General features: G+C 38.5%; 17 protein-coding genes and 1 pseudogene. 15 read left to right on the top strand and 3 right to left on the bottom strand.

Going from position 1 to position 18,723, the window contains the following annotated elements; genetic code table 11:
• Window positions 1–18: 18 nt before the first annotated feature.
• Complete coding sequence (locus tag CUB63_RS08945) at window positions 19–189, top strand: hypothetical protein (protein ID WP_006535198.1); 171 nt, start codon at window positions 19–21, stop codon at window positions 187–189.
• A gap of 240 nt (window positions 190–429) precedes the next feature.
• On the opposite strand, the gene CUB63_RS08940 is transcribed toward CUB63_RS08945, so the two are convergent.
• Together CUB63_RS08940 and metC are read right to left on the bottom strand one after the other, a co-directional pair.
• The gene (locus CUB63_RS08940; RefSeq protein ID WP_006535197.1) at window positions 430–1,098 is read right to left on the bottom strand and encodes a DedA family protein; all 669 of its coding nucleotides are present in this window, start codon (window positions 1,096–1,098) and stop codon (window positions 430–432) included.
• Window positions 1,099–1,222: 124 nt separating this feature from the next.
• Window positions 1,223–2,413, bottom strand: coding sequence for a cystathionine beta-lyase (metC, locus tag CUB63_RS08935; protein ID WP_109847898.1), 1,191 nt, complete (start codon window positions 2,411–2,413; stop codon window positions 1,223–1,225).
• A 328-nt stretch (window positions 2,414–2,741) separates the two neighbouring features.
• On the opposite strand from metC, the gene exbB reads away from it, so the two are divergent.
• The 14 genes and pseudogenes from exbB (at window position 2,742) to yedF (ending at window position 17,379) form a co-directional block, all read left to right on the top strand.
• A complete protein-coding gene (gene exbB, locus CUB63_RS08930; protein WP_109399319.1) occupies window positions 2,742–3,752 on the top strand; it encodes a tonB-system energizer ExbB in 1,011 nt (336 codons plus the stop codon).
• Between the two features lie 6 nt (window positions 3,753–3,758).
• Window positions 3,759–4,187, top strand: a complete 429-nt coding sequence (gene exbD, locus CUB63_RS08925; protein ID WP_006535192.1) for a TonB system transport protein ExbD — start codon at window positions 3,759–3,761, stop codon at window positions 4,185–4,187.
• Window positions 4,188–6,077: 1,890 nt separating this feature from the next.
• Window positions 6,078–7,202, top strand: coding sequence for a hydrogenase 2 small subunit (hybO, locus tag CUB63_RS08920; RefSeq protein WP_072063712.1), 1,125 nt, complete (start codon window positions 6,078–6,080; stop codon window positions 7,200–7,202).
• Window positions 7,199–8,212: a hydrogenase 2 operon protein HybA gene (gene hybA, locus CUB63_RS08915; protein WP_006535187.1), complete on the top strand. Its 1,014-nt coding sequence runs from the start codon at window positions 7,199–7,201 to the stop codon at window positions 8,210–8,212. Before hybO ends, hybA begins: the two co-directional genes overlap by 4 nt.
• Window positions 8,199–9,380 carry a Ni/Fe-hydrogenase cytochrome b subunit gene (gene hybB / locus CUB63_RS08910; protein WP_006535186.1) on the top strand — a complete coding sequence of 394 codons (1,182 nt, stop codon included), beginning with the start codon at window positions 8,199–8,201 and terminating at the stop codon, window positions 9,378–9,380. Before hybA ends, hybB begins: the two co-directional genes overlap by 14 nt.
• Complete coding sequence (gene hybC, locus CUB63_RS08905) at window positions 9,377–11,080, top strand: hydrogenase 2 large subunit (protein ID WP_109847897.1); 1,704 nt, start codon at window positions 9,377–9,379, stop codon at window positions 11,078–11,080. The genes hybB and hybC overlap by 4 nt, the downstream gene beginning before the upstream one ends.
• Window positions 11,080–11,568 (top strand): HyaD/HybD family hydrogenase maturation endopeptidase, encoded by a 489-nt coding sequence (locus CUB63_RS08900; protein WP_006535184.1) that lies wholly within the window; start codon window positions 11,080–11,082, stop codon window positions 11,566–11,568. Before hybC ends, CUB63_RS08900 begins: the two co-directional genes overlap by 1 nt.
• A complete protein-coding gene (gene hybE / locus CUB63_RS08895; protein WP_006535183.1) occupies window positions 11,565–12,059 on the top strand; it encodes a hydrogenase-2 assembly chaperone in 495 nt (164 codons plus the stop codon). The genes CUB63_RS08900 and hybE overlap by 4 nt, the downstream gene beginning before the upstream one ends.
• Window positions 12,060–12,121: 62 nt before the next feature.
• Window positions 12,122–13,309, top strand: coding sequence for a hydrogenase nickel incorporation protein HypB (gene hypB, locus CUB63_RS08890; protein WP_109847896.1), 1,188 nt, complete (start codon window positions 12,122–12,124; stop codon window positions 13,307–13,309).
• Entirely contained in the window at window positions 13,300–13,566 is a 267-nt protein-coding gene (hybG, locus tag CUB63_RS08885; protein ID WP_006535180.1) for a hydrogenase maturation factor HybG, read from the top strand. The genes hypB and hybG overlap by 10 nt, the downstream gene beginning before the upstream one ends.
• On the top strand, window positions 13,553–14,689 hold the full coding sequence (hypD, locus tag CUB63_RS08880) for a hydrogenase formation protein HypD (protein WP_072063709.1): 1,137 nt from the start codon (window positions 13,553–13,555) through the stop codon (window positions 14,687–14,689). Before hybG ends, hypD begins: the two co-directional genes overlap by 14 nt.
• Window positions 14,686–15,705 (top strand): hydrogenase expression/formation protein HypE, encoded by a 1,020-nt coding sequence (hypE, locus tag CUB63_RS08875; RefSeq protein ID WP_109847895.1) that lies wholly within the window; start codon window positions 14,686–14,688, stop codon window positions 15,703–15,705. The genes hypD and hypE overlap by 4 nt, the downstream gene beginning before the upstream one ends.
• A 208-nt stretch (window positions 15,706–15,913) precedes the next feature.
• Window positions 15,914–17,140 (top strand): annotated as a pseudogene (gene yedE / locus CUB63_RS08870) (selenium metabolism membrane protein YedE/FdhT).
• Window positions 17,137–17,379: a sulfurtransferase-like selenium metabolism protein YedF gene (yedF, locus tag CUB63_RS08865; protein WP_006535172.1), complete on the top strand. Its 243-nt coding sequence runs from the start codon at window positions 17,137–17,139 to the stop codon at window positions 17,377–17,379. Before yedE ends, yedF begins: the two are co-directional and overlap by 4 nt.
• A gap of 72 nt (window positions 17,380–17,451) precedes the next feature.
• On the opposite strand, the gene rdgC is transcribed toward yedF, so the two are convergent.
• The gene (gene rdgC, locus CUB63_RS08860) at window positions 17,452–18,360 is read right to left on the bottom strand and encodes a recombination-associated protein RdgC (protein WP_006535171.1); all 909 of its coding nucleotides are present in this window, start codon (window positions 18,358–18,360) and stop codon (window positions 17,452–17,454) included.
• Window positions 18,361–18,723 lie beyond the last annotated feature (363 nt).

Genomic DNA, 18,723 nt, shown 5'->3' with positions numbered 1-18,723 from the left:
TAATTTATAAGGAGTAATATGGAAAGTCATTATTTAACATTAAACCAAGAACACTGGGATAAACAAGCCGCAATGGAAAATCAGTGGTCTAAACCTGTTAGTGATGACGATATTATTGCGGCTAAAAAAGGTCACTGGAAAGCCCATTTAACGCCGAATCCCGTTGCTTTTATTGCAAGATTTTGTTGAAGACTTCGCGCCTTATGCACGTTTTTTGGTTGATAATTATATTCCTACTTTTCTCGCATCAAGAGCGATAAAGCTTTAACGATAAACAGATTACGATAAAAAATGATGGTGATAAATATAAACGGATTTTTACTAATATATTAATAAGTAGGAGATAAGATAATGAACAACTGAACTTTGCAAGTGCTAGATGATTAAAAAACGCCATTATGATGTTTAAAATAATGGCGTTTTTTTGAATTACTTATTACTGGTGCTATTTTTACGATGGCGAATATACATTACGATAGAGCCAATTAAACCTGCGCTTAAGAGCAATACAGGCAATGTCATCAAAATATTCATCACTAATGTTTCATGCTTTTGAATAAAGGGAATTAAATTCAACACATAACCTAGTGACACAATAATACCTACCCATAGAAAGCCACTTAACCAGTTAAATATTTGAAAGCGACGTTGTTGTAATTCGGATAATCCCGCTAACGTGGGTAATAATGTTCGAACAAAACCAATAAAACGGCCAATCAATAAAGCATATAAGCCTTGACGATGGAAAAGATCATTCGCTTTATGGTGATATTGCTCAGGTAGTTGTGCCATCCAGCGTTTAACTACTTTTGTGTCACTGAGCCATCGGCCTTGTAAAAAGCCTAACCAACTCCCAAAACTGGCAGCTGTACCTAATACGATGATGGTTGGAAAGAAATGTAAAACATCTTTCGCAATAAGTGCACCACATAGAATAAGCAGTGTATCTCCGGGTAGAAATGCTGCGGGTAAAACCCCATTTTCCAGCATAATAATAACAAAAAGAACAATATAGATAACCCACAACACATTAGGATTAGCCAGCACCATATAATCATGTTGCATTAATGCGTGAATTATCTCTTTTAATGTTTCCATTAGCGAACTCGCATTAAAAAAGACTTTATGTTCGCTATTCTAACGCAAAATAAAGACAACAGTTTGATTTAATCCCTGTGGAGCCACAGGGATAGATTTTTTTTAATAAAAAATTCATTCTTTATTAAGAAATACGTAAAAATGCGGATTCGAGATCTGCAATCAGATCGTCTACATTTTCTAATCCAATATGAACACGGAATAATGTGCCTGTAAATTCGGGTTGTGTTTCGTACTGGCGCATAGCTTTAATATCATTAGGTTGATAACCCAAAATTAAAGATTCGAACCCACCCCATGAAAATGCCATTTTAAATAATGAGAAATTATCTAAGAAAAGAGCAAATTCTTCAGCAGTTAGGATTTTCTTTAAACTAAAAGAAAATAACCCGTTACTGCCTGAAAAATCACGTTGAAAATATTCATGACCTAGGCAAGAAGATAAGGCAGGGTGATAAACACTATCGACTAAAGGATGTTGTTTTAGCCAACGAGCGACTTCCAATGCACTTTGTTCATGCTGTTTCATTCTCACGGGTAATGTTCTGAGGCCTCTTGCTGTCATATACGCAGTATCAGGATCGACACATTGTCCTAATAAATAGGCATTTTCGCGTAATTGTGCCCAGCAACGTTCATTGGCAACAGCAAAACCTAACATGCCATCAGAGTGACCAATAATGTATTTTGTTGCTGATTGAATAGAAATATCAACACCAAGCATTAATGGTTTAAGTAATATTCCCGACGCCCAAGTGTTATCAATCATAATAATGATTTCAGGGTTATATTGGCGAACTGAATTGACTATTCCTTGTAGGTCTTGAATTTCCATCGTGATTGATCCTGGCGATTCAAGAAAAACGATTTTTGTTTCAGGGCGTAGTAATTGGCTGATCGCATTGCCGACTAAAGGATCAAAATAAGTCGTTGTGACTGAGAATTTACGTAAGATCTGATCACAAAAGTTTTGTGTGGGATCGTAAGCCGAACCCGTGACAAGAATATGATCACCTTGTTCAATAAACGCGAGTATAGATTGTGTGATTGCTGCAGCACCAGAAGGAAATAATGCGCATCCTGCACCTTGTTCTAATTCCGTGAGTGCTTCTTGTAAAGCAAAGTGTGTGGTTGTGCCTCTACGACCATAAAAAAGTGCGCCTTCAGCACGTTTTTTTGTTGCATCTCGTTTTTGCGCAACGGAATCAAAAATAACGGATGATGTTCGTTGTATAATTGGATTTACTGCGCCTTGAGAATATTTTTTAGCTCGACCAGAAAGGAGGAGTGAGGTTTCTTGTTGTTTTAGCGTCATCCTTAATACCTTCTTTTAAGTGATGGTGTGTTACCTCAAGTTAATTCATTTTTTGGATAAGTACAAAAGAGTTGCTGGGTAGTTGATAAAATTTCACGTTACGTGAAAGAACGATAATTTGTCTTAAAAATGGACAGATGGAAAAAAAATCGCCAAATAGTAATGATAATTACTATCAAAATGCTTCATGTTTGATATCATTTGAGCGTTTTCTCTTTCCTGATGGCAAACAGGATGATTGTAAGTAAACGATTTTGGGTAAGTAATGACGTAAAAATGTCATTGCTGAATAAATAATTAGATAAAAAAGAGAGTAAAAGGCCAACTGATGCGTAATTTGACAGCTTCTATTCTATTGGCAATCGGTCTGACAGGCTCTGCTTTTGCGGATACGACTCCTGCCACACCAACTGAACAGCCAACTACTGCTGCCGTTTCTTCAACAGCTTCTACACCGATAACGACTACACAGACAACAGCTACTTCCGCTACGGCCTCTACAACAGGTAATGAAGCGAAGGCAGAAAGTACTGAAACCGCTAAGCCTGAAGGTGAAAATACATCTGTAATAACGGCTGAGAATTCAGAGAATGTACCTTCAGCGACAGAAAATACACCATCAGAAGTACAACCTGAAATGGTTGCAGGTGGCGGATTTGCAGAAGATTTGTCCGTTATGGGCATGTATCGTAATGCCGATTTAGTCGTTAAAAGTGTCATGATTGGCTTGCTGTTAGCCTCTATTGTTACTTGGGCACTATTTTTCGCGAAAGGCAGCTACCTGCTCTCGCTGCGTCGCCGCTTAAGAAATGAGACGGCTCAGTTAGTTGAAGCTAAATCACTCAACGATGCGTTAGCAATTAGCAAAAAATTTGGTAATAAGAGTGCAACTGCTGATTTCTTTAATGATGCAGAATTAGAGCGTACTTACTCTCAAGAAAGTAAAGTGGCATCAGGCATTAAAGAACGTGTTGAAATGCGTATGGAACGTCGCGTTGCAGCAATTATCCGTGAATTAGGTCGCGGTAATGGTTACTTAGCCACAATCGGTGCAATTTCTCCTTTTATCGGCCTTTTTGGTACGGTTTGGGGGATCATGAATAGCTTTATCGGTATTGCACATTCTCAAACGACAAATCTTGCTGTTGTTGCGCCGGGAATTGCAGAAGCGTTATTAGCAACCGCGATTGGTCTGATTGCCGCTATTCCTGCGGTTATTATTTATAACATTTTTGCTCGTATGATCGCGGGTTATCGTGGTGAAATCGGTGATATCGCAACGGGTGTGGTGACATTAGTCAGCCGTGATTTAGATATCGAAAACAGCAAAGCAAGGTAATGAATTATGGCAATGCGTCTTGGTGATGATTCAGGTGATGATAATGAATTACATGATATCAATGTGACGCCTTTTATTGATGTCATGTTGGTTCTACTCATTATCTTTATGGTGGCGGCACCTTTAGCTACTGTTGATATAAAAGTAAATTTACCCGCTTCAAGTGCTAAACCCCAACCGCGCCCTGAAAAGCCTGTTTATTTAACGATTAAGTCGGATAAACAAATTTTCATTGGTGAAGAGATGGTCACACATGAAACGATGGCTAATGTGTTAGATACGATGACACAAGCAAACAAAGAGACAACAATCTTTTTCCAAGCGGATAAAACGGTTGATTATGAAACGTTAATGGCTGCAATGGATTCGCTAAGAAAAGCGGGTTATCTCAAAGTTGGGCTAGTGGGAATGGAAACCGTCTCTACAGGTGGTTAACATCTAGCAAATAAGTTATTTATCTAAGTATTATTACGCTATTTTAAAAGCACTTTATTTGTCGTTGTGAAATGATGAATAAAGTGCTTTTTTATTGTATAGGCGATATAGCATTTATATTTTTACCATTTTTAATGATTATCGATGTTATTAATAAAATTGAGTTAGAATAAAATTTAACTTTAGTATTAAATAATATTAATAATGGATAGATTAAGTTACAGAATAAATAGTTAATTAAGTTTATTGTGAGATAGCTGGCTGAATCAATTAATGCTAAGTAGATATCATTATTTGAACTCCTCTAACATTAATATTCATTAACTCTTCATTTTTTTTCATTTTTAGATTTGTTGATATCGACTTTTTAAAGTTAAATTTATCTATAACCTTGTGATTTATAATGTCTTTATTTTAATTTGATTTAAGTGTAAAAAAACTTGCGCAAAAAATCTTATTGGATATAATGCACCCACGTTACAAATTGAAATATTCTGTAACGTGTTATAACGCCTAATTTATTTATTATCTAAGTTATCCACATTTGGATACTTATTTTTTTATTGCACCAGGTAGACCGTTGTTTTCAGTCATTCTAATTTCTGGTAAGTAGATTTTATTTACTTATTCAAACCGCTACTTATCTTTGATAAGCAGTGAGTAAAATAAAACATGAAAGGCAGAGAACTACACATAGCATTTTATTATTTTAATAAATTTAGAAGCCATAACATTTCGGTGTTATGGCTTTTTTATTTTGCTTGTTATATCTGCTGTTACTGAGTCTTCTAAGACGAGGACTGCTGAGTGTGTGTTGGTTATGCATCATTTTGCATTTTGATGCCTATTCTCAATTTACCGCTTATTAGCCACGAGATCTTGCTTGATTAAAAACACAAACAGTTAACAAAATATTTCTCAATCTTTTAGATTTATGACCACTTCTTTTATCTATTCTCACAAAAAAAAGAAATAGGCCCCATTAAGGGATTATTTATCGAGAAATTGTATTTTTTATCCATAAAAACAACAGGGATTTAACATTAAATTTTATTTGCATTAATTTCGTTATAAATTAGATATGTTATAAAATAACTTAAAGAAATGATTACTATTATGTACTAATTAGTAATTATTAATGATCTTATCTTTGAATGTTGGCGTACATCAATATGTATTTAATTTTATAGCGATTTTGCGCTAGGGTATTGGCTTATTCCAAAAACGAATATATATATAACTATATGAAAAATGATAAGAAAAATAGGTCAATTTTTGACTAAAAAGTAAACAGAGTAATAATGATTGAAAAATAATAACAAATGAAGATTGGATAAATTAGTAATTAAAATAGGCTGAAATTAAATATATTAATGTAATGATTTCTTGTTTATGAAATGCAATTTTTAACATTATTTATAATGTAATATAAAGGTTGATAATATGAAAAAAAGAGTCGTCATTATAATTAAAAAGTATATTAAAACTTGTTTTCAATAAATGATTTTAGAAAATGGAAAATATTAATTATTAATTTTGTATTATTTTAAATATATTGTCTTATAAATTGTTTGTTTTTTGTCTTGTTTGTAAGTTGTTAATTAATAAGAGTTTAAATTTTATTCTTTCCTGTATTTTTGAAGTAATGATAATTATTTCTATTCTCCTTATCATTATTAAATAGTATTTTAATAAATTTAAAATGACGAAATATATAAAAAGTAGGCATTAAACTTTATATTGCTGAAACGTTTTTACTCACATAAAGGAATAATTTATTTTTTAATGAATTATCGCTTGATAATGATCAAGTCATTATTGTGTCGGAGTGTTAAAAAGGCGGTGTTTTAAAATTATTCCAATTAAAAATCATCATATCAGGAGAGATATATGGCCTTGGGGAATAATGTTTTTTCCCATCATGGTATTAACCGACGCGATTTTATGAAATTGTGTGCTGCGTTGTCAGCTACCATGGGATTAAGCGGCAAAGCAGCCGCAGAAATGTCAGAAGCAATGGTGTCACCTGAACGCCCACCCGTTATCTGGATTGGTGCTCAGGAGTGTACAGGGTGTACGGAGTCTTTATTACGTGCAACTCACCCGACTCTGGAAAACCTAGTACTTGATGTTATCGCACTTGAATATCATGAAGTGCTTTCTTCAGCTTTTGGTGATCAAGCTGAAGAAAATAAACACAATGCGATGGAGAAATATAAAGGTAAGTACGTTCTCGTTGTCGATGGTTCAATCCCAGACAAAGATGGCGGTGTTTACTGTATGGTTGCAGGAAAACCTATTCTTGAGCATATCAAAGAAGCCGCTGAAGGGGCTGCTGCGATTATTGCAATTGGTTCATGTTCTGCATGGGGTGGTGTGCCAGCAACTGGGGGTAACCCAACAGGGGCTAAATCATTGGAAGCAATTTTACCGGGTAAAACCGTGATTAATATTCCAGGATGTCCACCAAATCCACATAACTTCTTAGCAACTGTTGCACATATTATTACTTTCAACAAATTGCCTAAGTTAGATAGCAAAAACAGACCGCTTTTTGCTTATGAGCGTTTAATTCACGAAAACTGTGAACGTCGCCCTCATTTTGATGCGGGTCGTTTTGCTAAAGAATTTGGTGATGAAGGTCATCGTCAAGGTTGGTGTTTATACCATTTAGGCTGTAAAGGCCCTGAAACCTATGGTAACTGCCCAACATTGGAATTCTGTGATGTCGGTGGTGGAATTTGGCCTGTGGGTATCGGTCACCCTTGTTACGGATGTAACGAAGAAGGGATTGGCTTTACTAAAGGTATTTTCCAATTAGCGAATGTTTATCAGCCAACACCAAAAGCACAAGTGCCTGATGTTAATGCAAAAGAAGGTGGCGGTGTCTCTTATGGTGCAGCTGGTTTACTGGGTGCTGTCGTGGGTGCAGTTGCGGGTGTCAGTGTGATGGCTGTGCGTCAATTAGGCCGTGACAAGAATGCCACAGGAGCCTCACAGGAGGATAAACGGTGAATAGGCGTCATTTCTTTAAGCTGGCATCAGGTGGGGTTCTTCTTGCGGGAATGGCACCCACTGTGAGTCATGCTGCGGCGCAGAACCGTCCCCCAATTCCTGGGTCTCTCGGTATGCTCTATGACTCTACACTGTGTGTAGGCTGTCAAGCATGTGTCACAAAATGTCAGGAAATTAATCACCCGGAGCCAATGGAGCGTGGTGATACTTACGCTAATGGTGATCCGATTTGGTCAAACAATGACAAATTAAGTCCTTACACAAATAACATTATTCAAATTTGGCGTGATGGTACTGGTGAAAATAAAGACCAACTGGAAAACGGTTATGCCTTTATTAAGAAACAATGTATGCATTGTGTTGATGCAAACTGTGTTTCTGTTTGTCCTGTTTCTGCGTTAACCAAAGATCCAAAAACCGGTATTGTCCATTATCACGCGGATATCTGTACAGGTTGTCGTTACTGTATGGTGGGATGCCCTTATAACATTCCAAAATACGACTATGATGATCCATTTGGTAAGCTCTATAAATGTGAGCTTTGTAACCAAAAAGGTGTTGAGCGTTTAGATAAAGGCTTATTACCAGGCTGTGTTGAAGTGTGTCCAACTGGTGCGGTTATTTTCGGTACACGAGAAGAATTGCTTGAAGAAGCAAAACGTCGTTTAGCGAAAAAAGCGGGTGAAGAATATCATTACCCACGTCAAACCATTAGTGGTGGCGATACTTATCTGCATAAAATTCCTGAATATCAAGATCATATCTATGGTGAGTTTGAAGGTGGCGGTACGCAAGTTATGGTACTTTCTGCTGTTCCTTTCGACAATTTAGGAATGCCAGAAGTCGCACCATTATCAACGGGTGCACGTTCTGAGCATATTCAACATACGCTTTATAAAGGCATGGTATTACCAATAGCAGCCCTTGCAGGGATCACCTATCTGGTTAACCGTAATAGTAAAAAACAAGAGCAGGAACACCACAAGGAGGATAACGATGTCGAGTCATGATCCTCGTCCACTTGGCGGTAAGTTATTTACTCTCGCAGTAAGAGTATTTTTACCGCTTGCTGTGCTCGGTTTTATTCTTATTGGTAAGCGTTTGGTATTAGGTCTGGGCGACGTCTCTGATCTGAATGGGGGATATCCTTGGGGTATCTGGATTGCCTTTGACTTATTGATAGGAACAGGCTTTGCATGTGGTGGTTGGGCACTTGCATGGGCTGTTTATGTCTTTAATAAAGGGGAATTTCACCCATTAGTGCGCCCTGCATTGTTAGCGAGCTTGTTCGGCTATTCATTAGGTGGTTTATCCATTGCTATTGATATCGGTCGTTATTGGAACATGCCTCACTTCTTTATGCCGCAATACTTTAACGTTAACTCCGTGTTGTTTGAAACAGCGACCTGTATGACCATCTACATTATGGTGATGGCATTAGAATTCTTACCTGCGTTATTAGAACGTTTAGGCTGGAAAGTGTCGTTGAAACGTCTTAACAAAGCGATGTTCTTTATTATTGGTCTTGGTGCTTTACTGCCAACCATGCACCAATCTTCAATGGGATCATTAATGATTTCAGCGGGTTGGAAAGTACATCCATTGTGGCAATCTTATGAGATGTTACCGTTGTTTTCTCTGTTAACGGCTTTCCTCCTTGGTTTCACTATCGTTATTTTTGAAGGCTCTTTATTAAAAGCAAGCCGTACCATGAATGATGATGAAACACCGCTATTTACCAAGTTAACAAAAGTGATCGAAGTGTTACTGATCGCATTCTTGGTATGTCGCTGGGGTGAAATTATTTGGAACGGCAAACTGAGTTATATCGGAAATGGAGATATGTTCTCGTGGTTATTCATTGCTGAAAGTGTATTGTTATTAATTCCTCTCATTTTGATGCATTTAAATAATAACCGCCGTAGTCCAAGAATGCTGTTTGTTTGTGCTTTATTTATCTTAATTGGCGCAGCAATGTGGCGTATGAACTACTCTTTAGTTGCTTACAATCCAGGCAATGGTTACCACTATTTCCCAACAGCAAGCGAATTGCTGATTTCTATTGGTTTCGTTGCATTTGAAGTAACAGCTTACATTCTTATTATCCGTTTATTGCCGGTTTTACCTGCACAAACAGATTCAAATATACAATTAAAAAAGGCTGAGGTTAAATCATGAGCCAACGCATTACTATTGATCCTATTACCCGTATTGAAGGGCATTTACGCGTCGATTGTGAAATTGATAACGGAAAAGTTGTTAAGGCTTGGTCTTCCGGTACCATGTGGCGCGGAATGGAGGAGATCCTAAAAGGAAGCGATCCTCGTGATGCATGGATAATCGTGCAACGTATTTGTGGTGTTTGTACGACAGTTCACGCAATTGCCTCAGTACGTGCTGTTGAAGATGCCTTAGGTATGGATATTCCTGTCAATGCGCAGTATATCCGTAATATTATTTTGGCTTCTCATATTCTTCATGACCATATCGTTCACTTCTATCAGCTTTCTGCGATGGACTGGGTTGATATTACTTCGGCATTACAAGCAGATCCTGAAAAAGCGTCAGCAATGCTGAAAGGTGTTTCTAAGTGGCAATTGAACTCTGCTGAAGAATTCAGAAAAGTTCAGAAGAAAATTCAAGATCTGGTTGACAGCGGTCAGTTAGGTATTTTCGCCAATGGCTATTGGGGTCACTCAGCCATGAAATTACCACCAGAAGTTAACCTGATTGCTGTTGCTCACTATCTGCAAGCACTTGAATGTCAGCGTGATGCAAACCGTATTGTAGCGGTTCTTGGTGGTAAAACACCTCATATTCAAAACTTGGCTGTGGGTGGTGTTGCTAACCCAATTAACCTTGATGCACCAAGTGTTCTTAACTTAGAACGTTTAATGTATGTGAAGCACTTTATCGATAATCTTGGCGATTTTATTGAACAAGTTTATAAAGTCGATACTGCAATTTTTGCTGCTTATTACCCAGAGTGGCTAAAAATTGGTAAAGGTGCGAACTACTATTTATCTGTACCTGAGTTACCAATCAACGGTAATAATACCGAGTTTTTATTATCTGGTGGTTATATGGAAGGCGTTGATTTCTCAACGTATCGTCCAATTAAAAACTGGAAAGATGAAAACTTGAAAGAGGGTATTGAAGAAAGTGGTAAACACGCATGGTATGAAGATGATGAACCATTAAAACCATGGGAAGGTTTAACTCGTCCTAAATATACTGGTTGGGATGAAAACAATAAATACTCATGGGTTAAATCACCAACATTCTATGGTAAACCTGTCGAAGTGGGAACATTAGCATGGTTAGTATGTGGTTTAGCAGGTAAGCATGAAGGAACTGTTAAACACTATAACGAAGTTAATGAAATCTATACTAAATTAACCGGTGAAACACTGGTTAATGAGCAGTTAGAGTCAACTTGGGGTCGTATTATTGGACGTACTGTTCATGCTTGCGTATTACAAGATTCTCTAAACTTCTTATGGCAATCATTGGTTGATAATATTGGTCGTGGTGATACTGCTGCCTTTATTAAACCAGAGTTTGAACCAGGCAAAGAGTATCGTGGTGTTGGTTTTGAAGAAGCCTCTCGCGGTATGTTATCTCACTGGATCGTGTTTAAAGACGGTAAAATCACTAACTATCAGGCAGTTGTTCCATCAACATGGAATGCGGGTCCTCGTAACTTTAATGATGAACCGGGTCCTTATGAGTTATCTCTTGTTGGTACACCTGTTGCTGATCCGAAAAAACCATTAGAAGTGGTAAGAACGATCCACTCCTTTAACCCATGTATGGCGTGTGCTGTGCATATGGTTGATTTAACAGGTAAAGAACTTAGTAAGGTGAAGGTATTATAATGCGAACTCTCGTCTTAGGCATTGGTAATTTATTACTAAGCGATGAAGGCATTGGTGTTCGTATAGTAGAAGCGCTCGAAGAGCGCTTCTCTTTACCAGAGAACGTCGATGTTATTGATGGTGGCACATCAGGTATGGAAATCTTGCAAGATATCGCTGCAAGAGATCTCCTGATTGTTGCTGATGCGGTGAGAAGTAATCATGAACCAGGCAGTATTTTTGTGTTACATGATGATGATGTTCCAGCACTTTTTACACAGAAGATCTCGCCTCATCAGCTAGGTTTATCTGATGTATTAATGGCACTGCGTATGACAGATGAATTTCCACGTAAACTGATTTTAGTGGGAATTGAACCTGCATCATTAGAGCCAAGCATGTCGCTGTCTGACATTGGTGAGAAATCAATGGAAATAGCACTAGAACATGTCGTGAATATTTTGCGTGAATATGGCATTTCTGTCACACCTAAAGAGGTAACAGCATGAATGAATTAAGCTGGGATATCATAGGATATGATGAACCGCCTGTTGAGCAACTTGAAGCGCGTTTTAGTGAAATCGCTGACAAAGAGATGAAAGGGCTTCCTTTTTATCGTGAAGGCATTCCTGTAAAAGCGGGAGGCTTTACTTTATTTGAAAATCAGTGGATTGGTGCTGTTCTTACTCCTTGGATGTTAGAGCTTGTCGTTTTCCCGGGGCCTTCACAAGAATGGCCACACCGAAAAGTAGGTGATCGCATTGGGTTAGAATTACCATGTGGTCAGATAAAATTCGTTGTGGGTGAGCTTGCCGAGGGAATGCAGTACCTTGCTTGTTCATTAATGTCGCCACTTGATAGACATTTAGCAGCGGAACATGCTGTTGAGTTGGTTGAAAATAGTGTAAAAATGGCTCTTTCTCTTCCTGTTCAGACACAATCCGTAGCAGAAGTTGATTTAAGTCGTCGTTCTCTCTTCCGTGGTCAGTTAAGATCATAGAGTAGACATTTTACGCGACACAGAGTCACATTCTTCTTATTGAATAGTACAGGAGTCAGAATATGTGTAGCACTTGCGGTTGTGGTGAAGGCAATGTCAGAATTGAAGGTGTAGAACCTCATTCACATGAGCACCACCATCATCACTCTCATGACCATGATCATCACGACCACGGTCATCATCATGATCACGGCCATCATGGGCATGATCACCATCATGAACACAATGCTACTCCAGCGAATACTGTTCATAAATATATTGATAAGTCTGAACAAAAGCATAAGCATAACTACGAGACCAATGGTCAGCCTATCATTGTTCATCATCACTATTATCATAACAGTGGTGATGTTCACCTCCATTTTCATAACGATGCACAGCTAAACGAAACACCTGTTTTCCATGAACATCATCATGGACATGACGATCATCATCATCATGATCACGACCATTCACATAGCCACGACCATTCACATAGTCACTCTCACGAACATCAGCACGATCATGAGCATGAAGAGCAATTTAGCCCAGTGATTGAAAATCAGAATATGCATTATGGCCAAGGTGAAGCAGGGACACATGCTCCCGGTATTAGCCAAAAGCGTATGCTAAAAATTGAAATGGACGTGTTAGATAAAAATAACCGAATTGCTGTTCATAACCGCGAACATTTTGAACAACAAAATGTGTTGGCATTAAACCTCGTTTCAAGCCCCGGTTCTGGCAAAACCACACTGTTAACACAAACGTTAAAACAGTTAGCACAACGTGTTCCTTGTGCCGTGATCGAAGGCGATCAGCAGACCACCAATGATGCGGATCGTATCCGTGAAACCGGTGTACCTGCAATCCAAGTGAATACAGGTAAAGGTTGTCACCTTGATGCTCAAATGGTGCATGATGCGACACACCAATTAGGCTTACAAGACAACAGCGTTCTCTTTATTGAAAACGTGGGTAACTTAGTGTGCCCAGCCAGTTTTGATCTGGGGGAAAAGCATAAAGTGGCTATTCTTTCTGTCACTGAAGGTGAAGATAAGCCACTGAAATATCCGCATATGTTTGCTGCGTCTGATTTAATGATTATCAACAAAATTGATTTAGTACCCCATTTGAATATTGATGTTCAAGCCTGTATTGAATCAGCTCGCCGTGTTAACCCAAATATCGAAATCATTGCGTTATCAGCAACAACAGGTGAAGGCATGGAAGAGTGGTTAACTTGGTTGGAGAGTCGTTTATGTGCCTAGGTGTTCCAGCTAAAATAGTTGAGGTGGGCGAAGACGTCCACCAACTCGCTTATGCTGAAGTCAGTGGCGTCAAACGTGCTGTTAATATTTCGATGGTATGTGAAGGCGAACCTAGTGAATTATTAGGCAAATGGGTACTTATTCATGTGGGATTTGCCATGAGTATTCTTGATGAACAAGAAGCACAAGATACCCTTGATGCATTACAGCATGTTTATGGTGTGACCCTCGAAGAGGCTGATGATGCAGTACGTTGATGAATTTCGTGATCCTGAACTTGCGAAAGCTTTACTGACCCAAATTCGTGAAACTATTTCACAATGGCCTCAGCCAATTACACGTCCATTACAAATTATGGAAGTGTGTGGTGGGCATACTCATGCCATTTTTAAATTTGGTCTAGACCGCTTATTACCAGAAGAAATTGAATTTGTTCATGGACCGGGTTGTCCTGTCTGTGTATTACCGATGGGGCGAATTGATGCATGTTTAGAAATCGCAGCCCGTCCTGACGTGATTTTTTGTACTTTTGGTGATGCAATGCGAGTACCAGGACGTAATGGCTCAATGCTTGATGCGCGTCGTCGTGGTTGTGATATTCGTATTGTTTATTCGCCACTCGATTCACTCAAAATTGCACAAGATAACCCAGATAAACAAGTTGTTTTCTTCGGTTTAGGTTTTGAAACGACAATGCCAAGTACTGCCATGACGCTACAACAAGCGAAATTGCGCGGACTTAAAAACTTTTCTCTATTTTGTCAGCACATTACTATCGTACCTACTTTACGTTGTCTACTAGAGCAAGATGATGTTCGCATTGATGGCTTTATTGCACCGGGACATGTGAGTATGGTAATTGGTTGTACACCATATCAACCGCTATGTGATGAATTTGAAAAGCCTTTTGTGGTGACAGGATTTGAACCGTTAGACTTATTGCAAGCTATACTGATGGTTATTAAACAGCTTAAAGCAAAAGCAGAAAATGCAGATTATGTTTTAAGTATTGAAAACCAATATAGTCGCATTGTACCAAACGAAGGTAATAAGTTGGCTCAAAAAGCACTTAGTGAAGTGTTTATGTTAAAAGAAACCAGTGAATGGCGTGGATTGGGTGAAATCCCAATGTCAGGTATTCAATTAACACCAGCTTATTCTGAGTTTGATGCTGAATTACGTTTTACACCCGCACCACAGAAAGTGGCAGATAATCCACAATCTCGCTGTGGCGATGTGTTAACAGGACGATGCAAACCTTCCGATTGCCCACTCTTTGGTAAAAGTTGTACACCAGAAACGGCGTTGGGTGCCTTGATGGTATCATCAGAAGGTGCATGTGCGGCTTATTATCAGTATCGCCGTGAAGGTAATATATGAAACAACCTGATGAAATCACTTTAGCCCAAGGAAATGGTGGGCAAGGTATGCAACAACTGATCGAAGGCCTGTTTTTAAAAGCGTTCGATAATCCATTATTAAATGAAAAAGAAGATCAAGCACGGATCGCGTTAAATGAGTTAACTACGCTTGGCGATTGTCTTGCATTTAGTACAGACAGCTATGTCATTGATCCCATTATTTTCCCTGGTGGAAATATTGGTAAATTATCTGTTTGTGGTACGGCTAACGATCTTTCTGTTGGTGGTGCGGTTCCTCGTTACCTTTCATGTGGTTTTATTCTTGAAGAAGGGCTTCCATTTGAAACCCTCGAAACCCTTGTTATGGCGATGGCGAAAGCAGCAACGCAAGCAGGAATACAAATTGTTACCGGAGATACAAAAGTGGTTCCTCGTGGTGCTGCAGATAAGATCTTTATTAATACTGCGGGTATTGGGGTTATTCCAACCACAATTAATTGGGCTGCAAGTAATATCAAAGCTGGTGATAAGATCTTAGTGAGCGGTACGATTGGTGATCACGGGGCAACAATTCTGAATCTTCGTGAAAACTTAGGATTAGAAGCGGATCTACAAAGTGATTGTGCTGTTCTTGAGCCAATGATTGCGCCGCTACGTCAAATTAAAGGTATTCGCGCATTACGTGATGCAACACGAGGCGGAGTGACTGCAATTTTACATGAGTTTGCTCAAGCCAGTGGTTGTGGCATGAATGTGCATGAAAATAAATTACCAATGAAACAATCTGTTCGTGGCGTTTGTGAATTATTAGGGCTTGAAGCACTGAATTTTGCTAACGAAGGAAAAATTGTTTTAGTGGTATCCCCAGAAGCTGAAGCCCAAGTACTTGAAGCATTACATCAACATACTTTAGGTAAAGACGCTTGTACTATCGGTGAAGTTACCGAGGATAATTATATTCGATTAACAGGAATTTTCGGGACTAGCCGGATCCTTGACTTACCTTATAACGAACCATTACCTCGTATTTGCTAATCACTTCTTTCCCGCTTATAGATTGAATGATCAGACGATTTATAAGTGGGATAAGTCCCCTATCTGTTACAAAAAATTTGTTATAACGCAAATTTCTCTCATTTATCTGAATATTGACTCTTTGATAAAAAAATTATCGGAGTAACATGTGCAGCCAATCCTACTGCGTGGAGAGGGTCTCTCGTAGAGGTAAGTTCTAGGAAAAAACATGTCTTGGTCAGAATTTAAATCCCAGTACCTGATCCGTTTTTGGAAGCCCCTTCCAGCAGTGATCGCGGCAGGTATCTTATCAACTTACTATTTTGGTTTAACCGGCACTTTTTGGGCTGTCACGGGCGAATTTACTCGTTGGGGCGGTCACGTAATGCAATGGTTTGGTGCTCATCCTGAAGAATGGGGGTATTTTAAAATCATTGGTCTTGAAGGTACGCCATTAACGCGTATTGATGGTGTGATGGTTATCGGGATGTTTGGCGGTTGTATTATGGCAGCTCTTTGGGCCAACAATGTCAAACTTCGCCATCCTCAACATAAAATTCGTATTCTTCAAGCAGTTCTAGGTGGGATCATCGCTGGTTTTGGTGCTCGTCTAGCAATGGGCTGTAACCTTGCCGCTTTCTTTACGGGTATTCCACAGTTCTCTTTACATGCTTGGTTTTTTGCGGTTGCAACGGCAGTTGGTTCTTACTTTGGCGCCAAGTTATCATTGATGCCTCTGTTCCGTATTCCAGTAAAACTGCAAAAAGTCAGCCAAGCTTCACCCATTACTCAAGATAAACAACGTGCGAAACGTCGTTTTAGATTGGGAATGGTTATCTTTTTTGCCATGATTGCGTGGTCTTTAATTATTCTCTTTGATTCACCAAAACTAGGTTTCGCGATGCTAGGCGGTATTGGTTTTGGTATTTTAATTGAACGTGCGTAAATCTGTTTTACTTCTGCTTTCCGTGACTTATGGATAACAGGCAGAACCCATATGGCAAAAGCGATTATCATCGGTATGGCAGTCAGTGCCATTGGGATCTTCAGTTATGTGCAATTAGGTGCATCACCGAAAATTATGTGGGCAGGGCCGAATGCTGTCATTGGTGGCTTACTCTTTGGTTTCGGTATTGTACTTGCTGGTGGGTGTGAAACAGGATGGATGTATCGTGCCGTTGAAGGTCAAATTCACTTTTGGTGGGTTGGATTAGGTAACGTAATCGGTTCAACATTACTGGCTTATTATTGGGATGATTTTGCCTCAGTGATCGCAACGGATTATGACAAAATTAATTTACTTGATACCTTTGGCCCTGTGGGGGGATTAGGTGTGACGTATCTGATGCTTGGTGTGTCATTTGCATTATTACTTTGGTGGGAAAAACACTTTTTCCGTAAAAAAGCCCAACAAGCACAATCTATTTCAACGCAGATTAATAAGGAAATTGCATGAGCCAGAAAGACACTATTATTCCTGATTATCGTCTAGATATGGTCGGTGAACCTTGTCCTTATCCTGCGGTGGCAACACTCGAAGCCATGCCATCACTGAAAAAAGGCGAAATATTAGAAGTGGTGAGTGATTGCCCTCAATCAATCAATAATATTCCACTTGATGCGAAAAACTATGGTTATACCGTGTTAGATATTCAACAAGATGGTCCAACTATTCGTTATTTAATTCAAAAATAAATTATATTTTTATTAGATAAAAAAACAGCCTATACATCGTGAATGATAGGCTGTTTTCTTGAGAAAAGGTTATTATTCGGCTTCGCCACCTAGCACTTCAATGACTCGTTCAATCAGTGCACTTAATTCACCCGTCATTAAAACAAAATCAGCATCAAAACGTTGGGCGAAATCGGCTTTATCAATATCATCATTTTGCTCACGTAAAGTCTCACTGAATTTAATACGTTTGATAGAGCCATCATCACATAGCATAAATTGAAGGCGATCTTCCCAATCGACAGAAAGTTTGGTGACAAATTTTCCTGCTTCAATATGTGTCGCAATTTCGTCAGAAACTAGTTCTTGTTTTTTACAACGAATAACACCGCCTTCTTCTAGCACTGCTTTTAGCTCCGCTTCATCCATCAAGGTAAAACCGGCTGGAAGTTCTCCAGAGCGTACCCACTCTGTCATTTTTAATTCAACAGATTCATTAAAATTCAGTGGTACTACGGGTAATGAACCTAATGTTTTACGTAGCAAGGCTAAGTTATCTTCAGCACGTTTTGCACTGCCTGAATCAACAATAACGAGTTGTTTTTCTAAATCTAGCCAAATAAATGTTTGTGAGAATTTACTAAATGCACGAGGAAGTAGGGTATGTATCACTTCATCTTTTAAGGTGGCTTTCTCTGTTTTTTTCAGTTTACGACCTTGTTCACCTTCAAGTTTTTCAACTTTGTCTTGCAGTGCTTGTTTAATGACTGTCGCAGGTAAGATTTTGTCTTCTTTCCGTGCACACATCATGACTTGTTTGCCTGCAACATGGATAAGCGCTTCACCACGATCGCCCATCGGTGAAACCCAACCTGTTCTGGTCATATCTTGGCTACTGCAAGGTGTGAATGCCAATGAAGCAAGCTGTTGTTCTAACTCATCCATTGACAGTGCTATCTCTTTATTTAAGCGATAGACCAAAATATTTTTAAACCACAGCATTTGACATTCCCCTTAATCATTATTTACCGCATTATGATACTGAATGTTGAGGGTATCTAAAAGGTAATATCCCTTAAAAGAAAATATCCATAATGTTATTTAATAAAAAAGAGAAAAGCTGAAACGAATAATCAGTAAAATTACTCAATGATAATGATTTTTATTCTTATTTAAGTTAAATTAACTAAGAGTATTAATAATGGAATAACGTAATTTTTAGCATAATTTTTTATGTGATATTAATCACGTAATTTTATCTTTACACTATTTTTTGTTTACAATATGAAATCACTTTCAGATTTATCTCTGCATTAATTTACAAAACAAAAATCTTCTTGACGTTCTATTGTGATAATTGTCACA

Source organism: Proteus penneri (genome assembly GCF_003144535.1).
In the GTDB taxonomy this organism is placed as follows: domain Bacteria; phylum Pseudomonadota; class Gammaproteobacteria; order Enterobacterales; family Enterobacteriaceae; genus Proteus; species Proteus penneri.
The sequence above is the reverse complement of the archived record's forward strand: the minus strand, read 5'-3'. Positions and strand labels throughout refer to the sequence as shown.